19 protein-coding genes (1 of these 19 only partly in view) are annotated in these 16,043 nt (G+C 41.2%); 18 read left to right on the forward strand and 1 reads right to left on the reverse strand.

From position 1 onward, the window contains the following. The 13 genes from csfB to rsmI form a co-directional block, all read left to right on the forward strand. Positions 1 to 162 carry the 3' portion of an anti-sigma-G factor gene (csfB, locus tag M1M80_RS00180; RefSeq protein ID WP_032732378.1) on the forward strand. The gene continues 33 nt to the left of window position 1, outside the view, so 162 of the gene's 195 nt are visible here — the last part of the coding sequence; its start codon lies off the left edge, out of view; its stop codon occupies positions 160 to 162. 132 nt (positions 163 to 294) lie between these two features. Further along, positions 295 to 909, forward strand: coding sequence for a 5-bromo-4-chloroindolyl phosphate hydrolysis family protein (locus M1M80_RS00185; protein ID WP_060397754.1), 615 nt, complete (start codon positions 295 to 297; stop codon positions 907 to 909). An 18-nt stretch (positions 910 to 927) separates the two neighbouring features. Continuing rightward, on the forward strand, positions 928 to 2,085 hold the full coding sequence (locus M1M80_RS00190) for a toxic anion resistance protein (RefSeq protein WP_060397755.1): 1,158 nt from the start codon (positions 928 to 930) through the stop codon (positions 2,083 to 2,085). 81 nt (positions 2,086 to 2,166) lie between these two features. Further along, complete coding sequence (locus M1M80_RS00195; RefSeq protein WP_060397756.1) at positions 2,167 to 3,609, forward strand: aminotransferase class I/II-fold pyridoxal phosphate-dependent enzyme; 1,443 nt, start codon at positions 2,167 to 2,169, stop codon at positions 3,607 to 3,609. Continuing rightward, entirely contained in the window at positions 3,606 to 4,244 is a 639-nt protein-coding gene (gene tmk / locus M1M80_RS00200; RefSeq protein ID WP_060397757.1) for a dTMP kinase, read from the forward strand. Before M1M80_RS00195 ends, tmk begins: the two co-directional genes overlap by 4 nt. A 74-nt stretch (positions 4,245 to 4,318) precedes the next feature. Beyond that, on the forward strand, positions 4,319 to 4,648 hold the full coding sequence (gene darA, locus M1M80_RS00205; RefSeq protein WP_003218295.1) for a cyclic di-AMP receptor DarA: 330 nt from the start codon (positions 4,319 to 4,321) through the stop codon (positions 4,646 to 4,648). A 12-nt stretch (positions 4,649 to 4,660) separates the two neighbouring features. Further along, entirely contained in the window at positions 4,661 to 5,101 is a 441-nt protein-coding gene (locus tag M1M80_RS00210; RefSeq protein ID WP_060397758.1) for a YaaR family protein, read from the forward strand. A gap of 11 nt (positions 5,102 to 5,112) precedes the next feature. Then, positions 5,113 to 6,102, forward strand: coding sequence for a DNA polymerase III subunit delta' (gene holB / locus M1M80_RS00215; RefSeq protein ID WP_084993281.1), 990 nt, complete (start codon positions 5,113 to 5,115; stop codon positions 6,100 to 6,102). A gap of 2 nt (positions 6,103 to 6,104) precedes the next feature. Further along, a complete protein-coding gene (gene ricT / locus M1M80_RS00220) occupies positions 6,105 to 6,932 on the forward strand; it encodes a competence/sporulation regulator complex protein RicT (RefSeq protein WP_060397760.1) in 828 nt (275 codons plus the stop codon). Between the two features lie 14 nt (positions 6,933 to 6,946). Next, positions 6,947 to 7,306: a replication initiation-control protein YabA gene (gene yabA, locus M1M80_RS00225; RefSeq protein WP_003218308.1), complete on the forward strand. Its 360-nt coding sequence runs from the start codon at positions 6,947 to 6,949 to the stop codon at positions 7,304 to 7,306. A 58-nt stretch (positions 7,307 to 7,364) separates the two neighbouring features. Next, positions 7,365 to 8,108, forward strand: a complete 744-nt coding sequence (locus tag M1M80_RS00230; protein WP_060397761.1) for a tRNA1(Val) (adenine(37)-N6)-methyltransferase — start codon at positions 7,365 to 7,367, stop codon at positions 8,106 to 8,108. After that, complete coding sequence (locus M1M80_RS00235; protein ID WP_003242154.1) at positions 8,095 to 8,394, forward strand: GIY-YIG nuclease family protein; 300 nt, start codon at positions 8,095 to 8,097, stop codon at positions 8,392 to 8,394. Before M1M80_RS00230 ends, M1M80_RS00235 begins: the two co-directional genes overlap by 14 nt. Next, positions 8,369 to 9,247 (forward strand): 16S rRNA (cytidine(1402)-2'-O)-methyltransferase, encoded by an 879-nt coding sequence (gene rsmI, locus M1M80_RS00240; RefSeq protein WP_060397762.1) that lies wholly within the window; start codon positions 8,369 to 8,371, stop codon positions 9,245 to 9,247. Before M1M80_RS00235 ends, rsmI begins: the two co-directional genes overlap by 26 nt. A gap of 48 nt (positions 9,248 to 9,295) precedes the next feature. On the opposite strand, the gene abrB is transcribed toward rsmI, so the two are convergent. Next, positions 9,296 to 9,586, reverse strand: coding sequence for a transition state genes transcriptional regulator AbrB (gene abrB, locus M1M80_RS00245; RefSeq protein WP_003226760.1), 291 nt, complete (start codon positions 9,584 to 9,586; stop codon positions 9,296 to 9,298). 494 nt (positions 9,587 to 10,080) lie between these two features. On the opposite strand from abrB, the gene metG reads away from it, so the two are divergent. From metG to rsmA, 5 genes are all read left to right on the forward strand, one after another. Continuing rightward, complete coding sequence (gene metG, locus M1M80_RS00250; protein WP_060397763.1) at positions 10,081 to 12,075, forward strand: methionine--tRNA ligase; 1,995 nt, start codon at positions 10,081 to 10,083, stop codon at positions 12,073 to 12,075. A gap of 78 nt (positions 12,076 to 12,153) precedes the next feature. Beyond that, complete coding sequence (locus M1M80_RS00255; RefSeq protein ID WP_060397764.1) at positions 12,154 to 12,921, forward strand: TatD family hydrolase; 768 nt, start codon at positions 12,154 to 12,156, stop codon at positions 12,919 to 12,921. 155 nt (positions 12,922 to 13,076) lie between these two features. Then, positions 13,077 to 14,390 carry a ubiquitin-like domain-containing protein gene (locus tag M1M80_RS00260; protein WP_060397765.1) on the forward strand — a complete coding sequence of 438 codons (1,314 nt, stop codon included), beginning with the start codon at positions 13,077 to 13,079 and terminating at the stop codon, positions 14,388 to 14,390. 144 nt (positions 14,391 to 14,534) lie between these two features. Continuing rightward, positions 14,535 to 15,095: a ribonuclease M5 gene (rnmV, locus tag M1M80_RS00265; protein WP_060397766.1), complete on the forward strand. Its 561-nt coding sequence runs from the start codon at positions 14,535 to 14,537 to the stop codon at positions 15,093 to 15,095. Then, positions 15,088 to 15,966, forward strand: coding sequence for a 16S rRNA (adenine(1518)-N(6)/adenine(1519)-N(6))-dimethyltransferase RsmA (gene rsmA / locus M1M80_RS00270; protein ID WP_060397767.1), 879 nt, complete (start codon positions 15,088 to 15,090; stop codon positions 15,964 to 15,966). Before rnmV ends, rsmA begins: the two co-directional genes overlap by 8 nt. Positions 15,967 to 16,043: the final 77 nt, after the last annotated feature.

Raw genomic sequence — 16,043 nt, forward strand, 5'->3', positions numbered from 1 at the left:
GTGATTTGTGATCAAGAGAAGAGTAGAGGCATTCATCTTTATACGAAATTTATATGCTTAGATTGTGAGAGAAAAGTAATTTCTACATCAACTTCCGATCCTGACTATGCCTTTTACGTAAAAAAACTAAAGAGCATTCATACACCGCCATTATATTCTTAGACCTGAAAAGGTCTTTTTTTGTATTCTTTCATAAGGAATGAGTTAATAAAAAGAAGATGAAACTTGTTTAGGGATTGAACGTAGTAGATAATAATATTAAAACTGAGTATATACACAGGAGTCGATTATCTCATGCAGAGATTTCTTCACTTTTTGATATGGAGTTTAACAAGCAGTGCGACTTTTGTTTTCATAGGGATATTGAGCTTTTTCGGTTTAAATCAGTCGCTTTTTTTATCTTTTGTTTATGGGCTCGCTTCAGGAGTGGTCGTATATACAGCTGGCATTTGGAACACCAGACGGTTGTTTCTTAAAAAGCATGCGCTGACAGGAAGAGAATATGCTTACATTAAGAAAAATCTCGAGGAAGCAAGGCTGAAAATCATACGCCTCCGGAAAGCTTTGTTTCAGGCAAAGAGCATACAAACGTTTAAACAAAATGCAGAAATGCTGAGACTTGTCAGAAGGATTTATATTCTCACCAAAAAAGAGCCAAAACGGTTTTATCAGGCCGAGCGCTTTTTTTATCAAACTCTCGATTCGGTTGTTGAATTGACAGAGAAGTATGCCTTTCTATCATCTCATCCAAAAAAAAGCAAAGAACTGTCGATGTCGTTGAGTGAGGCGCGTATCACACTTGCTGAGTTGACAAAGCGTGTAGAGGAGGATTTAACTCAAGTAATGGGTGATGAAATTGATGACCTGCAATTTGAATTAGATGCAGCAAAGCATTCATTAAAGAAATAATGGAAGAGGGTAAGAGCGATGAACCGAGATCAAAGCGACCTTCATATAGATGAATTATTGGCAGACCCTTTTGGCGATATAGAGATACCCAAGGCAGAGGCTGTAAAAGCAGAGAAACAGCAAGTACGTCTTGTTGATGTTCTTCCTGAGGAAAACAAGGAAAAGGCAATTCAGCTCGCTGGACAGATCGATCATAAAAACATGCAGAGCATTGTTTTATACGGCTCTCAAGCTCAGTCTAAGCTGCTGAATTTTTCTCATACCATGATTGATCATGTTCAAAAGAAGGATGTCGGAGAGATTGGCGAAATTCTTGGAGAGCTGATGAAAAAGCTGGAGCAGGTAAATCCTGATGATCTTCAGTCCAAGAAAAAGGGTTTTTTGGCGCGCATGTTTGGAAGAGTATCGAATTCTCTTCAGGAGGTGCTGTCTAAATATCAAAAGACAAGTGTACAGATAGACAGAATCAGCTTGAAGCTGGAGCATTCTAAAAATGCTTTAATCAGTGACAATAAGCTGTTAGAGCAGTTATATGAGAAAAACAAAGAGTATTTCACCGCGCTGAATGTTTATATTGCTGCAGGGGAACTGAAGCTGGAGGAATTAAGAACAAAAACGATTCCTGAACTAAAGCAACAGGCCGAATCAAGTGAGCACAACCAAATGGCCGTTCAAGAAGTAAACGATTTTATTCAATTTGCTGACCGGTTAGATAAAAGGGTGCACGATTTGCTTCTGAGCAGGCAAATTACAATCCAAAGCGCTCCGCAAATCAGGCTGATTCAGAATACAAACCAAGCGTTAGCTGAAAAAATCCAGTCATCCATTGTGACAGCGATTCCGCTTTGGAAAAACCAAGTAGCGATTGCGCTGACGCTTTTAAGGCAGCGCAATGCAGTAGATGCACAGCAAAAAGTAGCTGATACAACCAACGAGCTTTTACTGAAAAACGCTGATCTGTTGAAAACCAATACAATTGAAACTGTGCGGGCGAATGAACGAAGCCTTGTTGATATCGATACTTTAAAAAAGGTGCAGGAAAGCTTAATCAGCACGCTTGAAGAAACGCTGACGATACAAGAAGAAGGACGAATCAAACGCCGTCAGGCAGAAGAAGAGCTCATGATGATGGAAGGCGATCTGAAGCAAAAGCTGCTTACAATAAAGGAAAGATAGTTACCAGTAAGTCTAGCTTTAAGTTCTGTGAGAGGCACGATATAATAAAGTATAAGAAGACACATTCAAAGGATTGTTTTAATGAACACACCTTTATATAAAGCATTGATTCAGCATGCGAGAAGAAATTCTCATTCATTTCATGTTCCGGGACATCACAATGGAGATGTCTTTTTTGATGACGCTAAGTCGATATTCAATCCGCTTCTCACCATTGATGTAACTGAACTGGCAGGATTGGACGATCTCCATCATCCTACTGGGGTGATTAAGGAGGCTCAAGAGCTTGTCAGTCAATTATATGGATCGGCGGAAAGTTTTTTTCTGGTGAATGGTACGACTGTCGGGAACTTAGCAATGATTTTATCTGTTTGTGAACCGGGCGATACAATTTTAGTTCAAAGAAACTGTCATAAATCTGTATTTCATGCTGTTGATTTGGCTGGTGCTGAGCCGGTTTATCTCGCACCTGACATTGATGCAGCGTTGCATGTGCCTACGCATGTTCCGCTTGATACAATTAAAGAAGCCTTGGCAGCATATCCAGATGCGAAAGGCTTGGTGCTGACCAATCCGACATATTACGGGCATAGTGCTGATTTAACCGAAATTATTTCAGAGGCCCATCGTTACGGGATTCCTGTTTTGGTGGATGAAGCGCATGGCGCACATTTTGTTTTGGGGGAACCTTTTCCGGTCTCAGCTTTAAAAATGGGGGCAGATATTGTTGTTCAGTCGGCTCATAAAACGCTGCCTGCCATGACGATGGGTTCTTATTTGCACCTCAACAGCAGCTGCAGAATTGATCGGGATCGTGTGGCAGAGTATTTAACCCGATTACAAAGCAGCAGCCCGTCTTATCCGATCATGGCTTCATTAGACATTGCCCGTGCTTATGTGGAGCATATTATAGAAGAACAAAAGCTTTCTGACATTCTGCAGCGAATACAATCACTTAAACAAACGTTTGATTCACTTACAAATGCAGAAGCTGTCAAACCGGCCGACCCACGGATAATAACGGATCCGTTGAAGCTCACGATTCGTTCAAAACGGGGCCATTCTGGATATACGCTGCAAAACATATTAGAGCGTGTCAACATATTCACTGAGCTTGCTGATGAAAATCAAGTACTGCTCGTTCTTCCATTGGGAGGAAAACGCAGAATAAACGTTGAAACGATTAAAAGCATTGATGAAGAGATTGAAAAAATGCCTCCGGATCAGATGTTTGTTTCTGCAGAATGGGGAGCGCAGCCTGTTACTGTCTTGCCATATCAAAAAAAGGTCTTACAAACGTTCAAGAAAGAATATGTGGACTTTGATGAAGCAGCAGGCCGGCTGAATGCAGAGGATATCATCCCTTATCCTCCGGGGATCCCGATGATCATGGCGGGAGAAAGAATAACGAAAGAAAGTGTGCAAAAGCTCAGCCGCTTGATCAGCATGAAAACGCATGTTCAAGGGAATATGAAAATCAAAGAGAAACAACTACTTGTTTATATAGAAGAGGAGAAATCATGAGCGGTTTATTTATTACATTCGAAGGTCCTGAAGGTGCGGGAAAAACGACTGTTCTGCAGGAAATCAAAAACATACTGACAGCAGAAGGCCTTCAGGTTACAGCAACTCGAGAGCCGGGCGGCATAGACATAGCAGAACAAATTCGAGAGGTTATTCTGAATGAGAACAACACATTAATGGACCCGAAAACAGAAGCTCTCTTATATTCAGCTGCAAGACGCCAGCATTTAGTTGAAAAAGTAAAACCAGCATTGGAACAGGGGCATGTGGTTCTTTGTGACAGATTCATAGACAGTTCGCTCGCATACCAAGGATACGCAAGAGGCCTTGGGATTGATGAGGTTCTGTCAATTAATCAGTTTGCCATCGGAGATATGATGCCCCATGTAACGGTTTATTTTTCAATTGATCCGGAAGTAGGCCTGCAACGTATTCACGCAAACGGCTCGCGGGAGAAAAACAGGCTCGATTTAGAAAAATTAAGCTTCCATACAAAGGTACAGGAAGGTTATCAAGAGCTGATGAAGCGATTCCCGAAAAGATTTCACTCAATTGATGCCAGCCAATCCAAAGATCTCGTCGTTCAGGACGTTCTAAAGGTTATCAATGAAGCGTTGAAAAAAATTCAATTGTGACCTGTTTCCCAATAGTTGATATAATAATGTAAACGAGATCATTGTTGTTTCCAATCTAAAGGAGGCCTTCACAGATGAAATTGATAGTGGCAGTTGTACAGGATCAGGACAGCAACAGACTTTTGAAAACCTTAACGGATCACAACTTTAGAGTCACAAAGCTTGCGACGACGGGAGGATTTCTTAAATCAGGCAATACAACGTTTATGATTGGTGTCGAGGATATACGCGTCGATAAAGCATTGAGTCTCATTAAAGAAAACGGACAGAAACGTGATCAGATGATTGCCCCTGTATCTCCAATGGGCGGAAATGCTGATTCATATGTCCCTTATCCAGTCGAAGTTGAAGTTGGCGGAGCGACAGTATTTGTCCTTCCAGTCGATGAATTTCATCAATTTTAAGGATTTGAAACTGTGAAAATTAATAAAGATATACGTACATTTATAGATAATAAGCAGCTTCCTTCTGTGAAAACATCTGAGATCACAACGTCGTTTAAAACATCAATGGAAAACCAAAGCAGCAAATTGAAATTTGATCAGCTCACCAGGCTGTTATCGGATATAGAAGCGTTTGGAAAAAGACTGACGAAATCCCGGAATTTTAAAGACTTAGCCAGATTTAAAGGACTTGTGAAACGTTTTGTCAAAGAAGCTGTAGACAGCGGTCTTTCACATGAAACGTCGAAAAGCTTTGATCTGTACGGAAACAGCAGAACGCTGGGACTTGTGAAAGAAATAGATGACAAATTGATACAGCTTACGGAAGAAATGATGGATCAGGAAAAACCGGCAATTGATTTGCTGGAGCGTATTGGCGAAATAAAAGGTTTATTGATTAACCTTTACACATAGAGAGTGATACAATGGCAATATCCTGGAAGGAAATGACCGAGCTTCAGCCCAGAGTGATGAAGCTTTTATATAATAGTATTGAGAAGGACAGATTATCACACGCTTATTTGTTTGAGGGGAAAAAAGGAACAGGAAAGCTTGATGCTGCGATGCTTCTTGCGAAAAGCTTTTTTTGCCTGGAGGACGGCGCGGAGCCTTGTGAGAGCTGCCGAAACTGTAAACGGATAGAGTCAGGGAACCACCCTGATCTCCATCTTGTTCAGCCTGATGGTTTGTCGATCAAAAAGGCGCAAATTCAAGCGCTGCAAGAAGAGTTTTCTAAGACGGGGCTTGAATCGCATAAAAAGCTGTATATTATTTCGCACGCAGATCAAATGACAGCAAATGCAGCGAACAGCCTGCTGAAATTTTTAGAAGAACCGAATAAAGACACAATGGCCATCCTCATCACTGAGCAGCCCCAAAGGTTATTGGATACCATCATTTCAAGATGCCAAACCCTTCCTTTTCAGCCTTTGCAGCCTAAAGCAATTGAAGACAGATTAATCGAACAGGACGTTTCGCCTCATATGGCAAGGCTTCTGGCCAACATGACCAACAATGTAGCGGAAGCAGTCGAATTAAGTCGAAATGATGAGTTTGCAGAGTCTAGAGCGAAAGTGATAAAATTATATGAAGTCCTACACCAGCGGAAAGGACATGCTTTTTTCTTTATTCAAGATCAATGGATGCCCTTTTTCAAAGAAAAAACCCATCAAGAAATGGGTCTTGATATGCTCTTATTGATATATCGTGATGTGTTGTCCATCCAAATAGGAAATGAAGATAAATTGATTTATCAAGACTTATTCCAATCAATAAAACAGCATGCGCTACAATCAACACAACAAAGCGTTACGAATCAAATTCTTGCTGTTTTAGAAGCAAAGAAACGGCTTCATTCCAATGTGAATGTACAAGGATTAATGGAGCACTTGGTGTTAATGTTGCAGGAGGGATAAGCTTGTACAATGTAATTGGAGTCCGCTTTAAGAAAGCGGGTAAAATATATTATTTTGATCCAAATGGATTTCATATAGAACATGACAGCTGCGTAATTGTAGAAACTGTCAGAGGCGTTGAGTACGGTCAGGTCGTGATTGCGAATAAACAGGTGGATGAGCATGATGTCGTGCTGCCCCTTCGAAAAGTGATACGTGTGGCTGACGAACGCGATCTTCTCATCGTAGAAGAAAATAAACAGGAAGCTTTATCAGCATTTGATATCTGCCAAAAGAAAGTGGTTGAACATGGCTTGGATATGAAGCTGGTCGATGTCGAATTTACGTTTGACCGCAATAAAGTTATTTTTTACTTCACTGCTGACGGCCGAGTAGACTTTAGAGAGCTTGTAAAGGATTTGGCTTCTATCTTTAAAACAAGAATTGAGCTGCGCCAAATTGGAGTAAGGGATGAGGCGAAAATGCTCGGAGGAATCGGTCCTTGCGGAAGAATGCTTTGCTGTTCAACGTTTCTTGGAGATTTTGAACCCGTTTCCATTAAAATGGCCAAGGATCAGAACTTGTCTTTAAATCCAACGAAGATTTCAGGTCTTTGCGGACGTTTGATGTGCTGTCTAAAATATGAGAACGATGAGTATGAGACGGCAAAAGAGCAGCTTCCGGATATTGGAGAAATGATTACGACAGCAAACGGCCCCGCGAAGGTCGTTGGACTAAATATTCTGGAACGGGTGCTTCAGGTGGAACTGATAAACCGTGAAAAAGTGATAGAATATACTTGGGAAGAGCTCTTGGAAGAGGGCGTCGTATCCGCACAAACCACAGATTAACGAGGTGTGGAACCTTGGATAAAAAAGAGTTATTTGATACAGTCATTAACTTAGAAGAACAAATTGGCTCACTGTACCGGCAGCTGGGGGATTTGAAGCAGCATATCGGTGAGATGATTGAAGAAAATCATCATTTACAGCTTGAAAACAAGCATTTGCGCAAACGGCTGGACGATACGACGCAGCAGATTGAAAAGTTCAAAGCTGATAAAAAAGAATCAAAAACACAGAAGACAGAGCAAACTGATATAGGGGAAGGGTATGATAATCTGGCACGTCTGTATCAAGAAGGATTTCATATCTGCAATGTCCACTATGGAAGCGTTCGAAAAGAAGATTGTCTTTTCTGTCTGTCATTCTTAAATAAAAAATAAGGAAAAGGCTTCCGCATAAGACGGGAGCCTTTTTCAAAGGTACTGAAAGGATAAGAAGATGGTTTCATTACGTGATGATGAAAGATTAGATTATTTGCTCGCAGAGGACATGAAAATCATACAAAGTCCAACAGTGTTTGCTTTTTCATTGGACGCTGTGCTTCTGTCCAAATTTGCGTACGTTCCGATTCAAAAAGGAAAAATCGTTGATTTGTGCACCGGCAATGGCATTGTGCCGCTGCTGCTCAGCACAAGATCAAAAGCAGACATTCTTGGAGTTGAAATTCAAGAAAGACTTCATGATATGGCTGTTCGCAGTGTGGAGTATAATAAGCTGCGGGATCAGATTCAGATCATACATGATGATCTGAAAAACATGCCGGAAAAGCTGGGACATAATCGATATGATGTTGTCACCTGCAATCCGCCGTATTTTAAAACGCCGAAGCAAACTGAGCAAAATATGAATGAGCATCTCAGAATCGCCAGACATGAAATTCACTGCACACTGGAGGATGTCATTTCAGTCAGCAGCAAGCTGCTCAAGCAAGGAGGAAAGGCAGCCCTTGTTCACCGGCCGGGACGGCTTTTGGAGATTTTTGAACTGATGAAGGCTTATCAAATCGAACCGAAGCGTGTGCAATTTGTCTACCCGAAACAAGGGAAAGAAGCCAATACCATCTTGGTTGAAGGCATCAAAGGCGGACGTCCGGATTTAAAAATTCTTCCCCCTTTGTTCGTTTATGACGAACAAAATGAATATACAAAAGAAATCAGGACCATTTTATATGGAGACAAATAACCATTTCTTCTACGTCGTGAAATGTAAGGACAATAGCTGGTATGCCGGGTATACCAACGATCTGCAGAAACGAGTAAAAACACATAATGATGGTAAGGGCGCAAAGTATACAAAAGTAAGACGTCCGGTTGAATTGATTTTTGCCGAAGCTTTCACAACGAAACGGGAAGCCATGCAGGCGGAATATTATTTCAAAAAACTGACTCGAAAGAAAAAAGAGCTTTATATAGAAGAAAAGCGGAACAGCAAGGAGGCTGTATATGTTAAGGCGCCAAATGAGCTTTAATGGAAAGTCGGACATGGGGATTCTATATTTGGTCCCAACCCCAATCGGAAATTTAGAGGATATGACATTCCGGGCGATCGACACGCTGAAATCAGTGGATGCGATTGCTGCGGAAGATACGAGACAAACGAAAAAGCTTTGTCATGTATACGAAATTGAAACACCACTTGTTAGTTATCACGAACATAATAAGGAAAGCAGCGGCCACAAAATCATTGAATGGCTGAAATCGGGAAAAAACATTGCCCTTGTCAGTGACGCCGGGCTGCCGACGATTTCTGATCCTGGAGCGGAAATCGTGAAGGATTTCACGGAGTTAGGCGGTTATGTCGTTCCGCTGCCGGGAGCAAATGCTGCATTAACAGCCCTAATCGCTTCAGGAATTGTACCACAGCCTTTCTTCTTTTACGGTTTTCTTAACAGGCAGAAAAAAGAAAAGAAGAAGGAACTTGAAGCTCTTAAAAAACGGAGAGAAACAATTATCTTTTATGAAGCGCCTCACCGATTGAAGGAAACCTTGTCAGCGATGGCAGAGATATTAGGAGATCGGGAAATGGCTGTAACACGCGAACTCACTAAGAAATATGAAGAGTTTATCAGAGGCTCGATATCCGAAGTCATCGAATGGGCAAACGAAGACCAGATACGTGGTGAGTTTTGTCTTGTCGTAGAGGGAAGTAAAGCAGAGGAATCAGATGAGGAAGCACAATGGTGGGAAACCCTCACCGCGAAAGAACATGTCGAGCATTACATCTCGAAAGGCGCTACTTCTAAAGAAGCTATTAAAAAAGCAGCAGTCGATCGCAATGTCCCAAAGCGTGAAGTGTACGATGCTTACCATATTCAGCAATAAAAAAACGTTCTTGTGTCATAACAAGAACGTTTTTTGTAAAAGAAATGATTATTTAAGGTTTTGAAGTTGGTTTTGGATTTCGCTGATAATTTGCTCAGCGCCTTCTTTACTAAGAACCAATTTACCGCCTGCAAGTTTAAGGTTATCATCAGAAACTTCACCAGTTACTTGGCAAGTCATGTTTGGTTTATATTTTTTAAGGATGATTTTTTCATCATCAACATAAATTTCAAGAGCATCTTTTTCTGCGATTCCAAGAGTACGACGCAATTCGATAGGAATAACTACACGTCCTAATTCATCAACTTTACGTACAATACCAGTAGATTTCATAAACATTCTCCTCCCAAGAGATAATTATTTGTTTAAATTATATTTTTCTTCGTCATTATTCGACAAAATCCTTACCTTCATAGCATAACAAGGTTTCCAATAATCGTCAATCATTTTGTTTACTATTGATTGTAAGAATTAGTTCTTATAGTCAGTAATGTCTCGAAAACTACTGGAATAACAGCATTTTATAAATTTTTAATAAAGCTATAATCCTACTAAAACTCCTTTTAAATCAAGACTTTCGAACCAAGGTTTTTTATTTCATTTGATTATATACGACAAAATTCGACATAAATAGACTTTTTTTATTTTCATTAAAGATTTTTAATTTTAATTATTCTTTTTCAGGGCATACGTATATATTCTTGATCTTAAAGGCTAAGATGGTATCATAGATAAAGGATAAATATAAATAATAATCATATATGATTTGCACTTATCGCCGCTCTCGTCCTTTGGGCGGGAGCTTTTTGACATTCTGATTGGGAGGTTTCAAGATGCCGCAAGAAAACAATACATTTTATATTACAACACCGATTTATTATCCGAGCGGAAAATTACATATCGGCCATGCATATACGACAGTCGCGGGAGATGCAATGGCACGCTACAAAAGATTAAAAGGGTTCGATGTTCGCTATTTAACGGGAACGGACGAGCATGGACAAAAGATTCAGCAAAAAGCTGAGCAGGAAAACATTACACCTCAGGAGTATGTGGATCGCGCAGCGGCAGATATTCAGAAACTGTGGAAACAGCTTGAAATCTCAAACGACGACTTTATCCGTACAACTGAAAAACGGCATAAAGTTGTGATTGAAAAGGTGTTTCAAAAGCTTCTTGATAACGGGGACATCTATCTTGATGAATATGAAGGCTGGTATAGTATCCCAGATGAAACGTTCTACACGGAAACTCAGCTGGTTGATATCGAGCGGAATGAAAAGGGAGAGGTCATCGGCGGAAAAAGCCCTGACAGCGGACACCCAGTTGAATTGATCAAAGAGGAATCATATTTCTTCCGTATGGGAAAATACGCGGATCGTCTTCTGAAATATTATGAAGAAAACCCAACATTCATCCAGCCGGAATCACGCAAAAACGAAATGATTAACAACTTTATCAAGCCTGGACTTGAGGATTTGGCTGTATCGCGTACCACTTTTGACTGGGGCGTGAAGGTGCCGGAAAATCCAAAGCACGTTGTATATGTTTGGATCGACGCGCTATTTAACTATTTAACAGCACTCGGCTATGATACAGAAAATGATGAGCTTTATCAAAAATATTGGCCTGCCGATGTTCATTTAGTCGGTAAGGAGATTGTGCGATTCCATACCATTTACTGGCCAATTATGCTGATGGCTCTTGATCTGCCGCTGCCGAAGCAAGTATTCGCGCATGGCTGGCTTTTAATGAAAGACGGAAAAATGTCGAAATCAAAAGGGAACGTTGTAGATCCCGTTACATTAATTGAACGCTACGGTTTAGACGAACTTCGTTATTACCTGCTTCGCGAAGTGCCGTTTGGATCTGACGGTGTCTTCACGCCGGAAGGTTTTGTTGAGCGGATTAACTATGATTTAGCGAATGATTTAGGAAACCTATTGAATCGTACGGTTGCAATGATCAATAAGTATTTTGACGGACAAATCGGTTCTTACAAAGGTGCCGTAACGGAATTTGATCAAACGCTCACTTCAGTTGCTGAAGAAACAGTGAAGGCTTACGAGAAAGCAATGGAAAACATGGAGTTCTCGGTAGCTCTTTCAACATTATGGCAGCTCATCAGCCGCACAAATAAATACATTGATGAGACAGCTCCATGGGTGCTTGCGAAGGATCCGGCAAAAGAAGAAGAACTGCAATCAGTTATGTATCATCTGGCTGAATCATTGCGTATTTCAGCTGTGTTGCTTCAGCCGTTCTTAACAAAGACACCGGAAAAAATGTTCGAGCAGCTGGGCATTACTGATGAAGCTTTAAAAGCTTGGGACAGCATTACAGCTTTCGGCCAGCTGAAAGATACAAAAGTACAAAAAGGCGAGCCTTTGTTCCCTCGTTTAGAGGCAGAAGAAGAAATTGCTTACATCAAAGGGAAAATGCAGGGCTCAGCGCCAGCTAAAGAAGAAACAAAAGAAGAAGAGCCGCAAGAGGTTGATCGCTTACCTGAAATCACGATCGATCAATTCATGGATGTAGAACTTCGCGTGGCAGAGGTCATCGAAGCAGAGCCGGTGAAAAAAGCAGACCGATTATTGAAGCTGCAGCTGGATCTTGGTTTTGAAAAACGCCAAGTCGTATCCGGTATTGCGAAGCATTATACGCCTGAAGAGCTTGTTGGGAAAAAACTCGTATGTGTAACAAATCTAAAACCGGTTAAGCTGAGAGGAGAGCTTTCTCAAGGTATGATCCTTGCTGGGGAGGCAGACGGCGTATTAAAAGTCGTATCTATCGATCAGTCGTTACCGAAAGGCACAAGAATTAAATAATGACAAACAAAAGGTGTTTCACGTGTAACAATTCGTCGAACACCTTTTGTGTTTCGACAAGAAAGGAGTTTTTCGCTTATGTTGTTTGACACACATGCACATTTAAATGCAGAACAATATGATACTGATCTGGAAGAGGTTATTGAGCGGGCAAAATCTGAAAAAGTAGAACGAATAGTCGTAGTTGGTTTTGACCGACCGACCATTACCCGTGCGATGGAAATGATTGAGGAATATGATTTTATTTATGCAGCCATCGGCTGGCACCCTGTTGACGCGATTGACATGACAGAAGAAGATTTAGCATGGATTAAAGAGCTCTCTGCTCATGAAAAAGTGGTAGCGATAGGTGAAATGGGACTGGATTATCATTGGGATAAATCTCCTAAAGATGTTCAAAAAGAGGTGTTTAGAAAACAAATCGCCTTAGCAAAAGAGGTCAATCTGCCTATTATCATTCATAACCGTGATGCAACGGAGGATGTCGTGACGATTTTAAAAGAGGAAGGCGCAGAAGCCGTGGGCGGAATCATGCACTGCTTTACAGGAAGTACGGAAGTGGCAAGAGAATGCATGAAAATGAATTTTTATTTATCATTTGGGGGACCGGTGACATTTAAAAATGCGAAGAAGCCGAAGGAAGTTGTGAAGGAAATACCAAATGATCGTTTGCTGATTGAAACTGACTGTCCATTTCTCACACCTCATCCTTTTCGCGGGAAAAGAAATGAGCCAAGCTATGTGAAATATGTGGCAGAGCAAATTGCTGAATTAAAAGGAATGACCTTCGAAGAGATTGCATCAATCACGACTGAAAATGCAAAAAGACTTTTCCGTATAAACTGACAAAAAACGCTAGCGGTTTTTGTAAGAGCTTGTCCCTTACAGCGTTTTTCTATAAAAGTTCTACATGCTTTCTTTTCCTCATAGGATAGGTTTGTCGACAAGTCTTTCTTCCGTTTCTCATTGTATTTCAGGATAATGAAGAAGACACTGAGCTTTTGGGAGAAAGAGAAGGGAGGGTTGACAGCCTTTTAGATACTCTATATAATCTCTCCGAGGAGAAGGAGGCGTTTTTCATCATACAAAAAATGAAAAAGCTGTTTTCCGTAAAGCTTAGCAAAAGCAAAGTCATTCTGGTTGCTGCTTGTTTGCTATTGGCAGGAAGCGGGACTGCGTATGCGGCTCATGAGCTGACAAAACAATCAGTCTCAGTTTCTATCAATGGCAAAAAGAAACATATACGCACACATGCAAAAACGGTCGGTGATCTTTTAGAGACGCTTGATATAAAGACAAGAGACGAAGACAAGATCACACCTGCTAAACAGACAAATATAACAGCAGATATGGACGTTGTGTACGAGGCTGCAAAACCTGTGAAGCTTACAATAAACGGGGAAGAAAAGACATTATGGTCAACAGCAAAAACGGTCGGTGCATTACTGGACGAAAAAGATGTTGATGTAAAAGAACACGATCAAATTGATCCCGCAATAGATACAGATATTTCGAAAGACATGAAGATTAACATAGAACCCGCATTTCAGGTTACTGTGAATGATGCAGGAAAACAAAAGAAGATCTGGACGACTTCGACTACGGTCGCTGACTTTTTAAAACAGCAAAAGATGAACATAAAAGACGAAGATGAAATCAAGCCTGCGTTAGATGCAAAGCTGACGAAAGGAAAGGCTGATATTACAATTACTCGTATCGAAAAGGTCACCGATGTAGTTGAAGAGAAAATCGCGTTCGATGTGAAAAAGCAAGAAGACGCTTCTCTTGAAAAAGGGATAGAAAAGGTCGTCCAAAAAGGAAAAGAAGGCAAGCTTAAAAAACATTTCGAAGTCGTTAAAGAAAACGGCAAAGAAGTGTCCAGAGAGCTTGTAAAAGAAGAAACTGCTGAACAAAGCAAAGATAAGGTGGTTGCTGTCGGCACAAAGCAAAGCAGTCCAAAGATTGAAAAGGTCAGTGCTTCCGGTGATTCAAAAACAGTCGTGTCCCGCAGCAATGAATCAACAGGCAAAGTTATGACTGTATCATCTACGGCTTATACAGCAAGCTGCAGCGGTTGTTCAGGACATACAGCTACAGGCGTCAATTTGAAAAATAATCCGAATGCGAAAGTTATCGCTGTAGATCCAAATGTTATTCCGCTAGGCTCCAAAGTTCACGTTGAAGGCTATGGATATGCCATTGCTGCAGATACTGGTTCAGCGATTAAAGGGAACAAAATAGACGTCTTTTTCCCAGAAAAATCATCGGCGTACCGATGGGGAAATAAAACAGTCAAAATTAAAATCTTAAATTAATATATACTTATGTATTCAGAGGGTTTTGCGCCCTCTGTTTTTTTCGTTATAATAGACAAAGTGTATTTTCTGCTTATTAGACGCTCGACATAAGAAAAAGTTTCATGAATATACAAAAGTTTTTATTTTACCTTGGAGGAAATAATGAAAATTAAAGAGATCATTGTGGTCGAGGGGCGTGACGATACGGCCCGCATCAAATTGGCTGTTGATGCAGACACAATTGAAACAAATGGTTCAGCCATCGATGATCGTGTGATTGACCAAATCCGTTTGGCCCAGAAGACCAGAGGCGTCATCATTTTGACGGATCCGGACTTCCCGGGAGAGAAGATCCGCAAAACCATTTCTGAGGCTGTACCCGGCTGTAAGCATGCTTTTTTGCCAAAGCATCTTGCCAAACCTAAAAACAAGCGGGGAATTGGTGTGGAGCACGCATCGATTGAAAGCATTAGGGCATGTTTAGAAAACGTGCACGAAGAGATGGAAGCGCAGCCGAGTGATATTTCAGCTGAGGATCTGATTCATGCCGGACTGATTGGCGGATCTGCAGCCAAACGCCGCCGTGAACGATTGGGTGATTTATTGAAAATCGGCTATACCAATGGCAAACAGCTTCAAAAACGGCTGCAAATGTTTCAAATTAAAAAAAGTGATTTTATGAGTGCGCTCGATACCGTTATGCGGGAGGAACAGAATGAATAAAGACATTGCGACACCGATTAGAACGAAAGAGATACTGAAAAAATACGGTTTTTCTTTTAAAAAGAGCTTAGGACAGAATTTCTTAATTGATACGAACATTTTAGACAGAATTGTCGATCACGCGGAAGTGACGGAGAAAACAGGTGTCATTGAAATCGGCCCGGGAATCGGGGCTTTGACCGAACAACTCGCCAAGCGGGCGAAAAAGGTCGTGGCATTTGAAATTGACCAGCGATTATTACCGATCCTGAAAGATACGCTATCTCCTTACGACAATGTCACTGTCATTCATCAGGATGTATTAAAGGCTGAAGTCAAGTCGGTCATTGAAGAACAATTTCAAGACTGTGATGAGATCATGGTAGTAGCCAACCTTCCTTATTATGTGACAACGCCGATTATCATGAAACTGCTTGAAGAACATCTTCCGCTTAAAGGGATTGTGGTCATGCTGCAAAAAGAAGTGGCTGAGCGCATGGCGGCAGACCCTTCATCTAAGGAATACGGTTCACTTTCAATCGCGGTGCAATTTTATACAGAAGCCAAAACGGTGATGATCGTTCCGAAAACCGTGTTTGTTCCTCAGCCTAACGTAGATTCCGCAGTCATTCGGCTGATTCTCCGCGACGGACCGGCAGTGGACGTGGAAAACGAAGCCTTTTTCTTTCAGTTAATCAAGGCAAGCTTTGCTCAGCGCCGTAAAACGCTGCTCAATAACTTAGTCAACAACCTGCCTGAAGGAAAAGCACAAAAATCAACGATTGAGCAAGTGCTGGAAGAAACAAATATTGACGGCAAGCGCCGAGGTGAATCCCTGTCTATTGAGGAGTTCGCAGCGCTGTCTAACGGATTGTATAAAGCCCTTTTCTAAAAGGGCTTTTTGTTTTGCGCACCACATGGACTGCCGCTACATAGGCTAGAGAAGGACCTTTAATTCAATGATAAGAA

The sequence above is a fragment of the Bacillus inaquosorum genome (assembly GCF_023238325.1).
Taxonomy (GTDB): domain Bacteria; phylum Bacillota; class Bacilli; order Bacillales; family Bacillaceae; genus Bacillus; species Bacillus inaquosorum.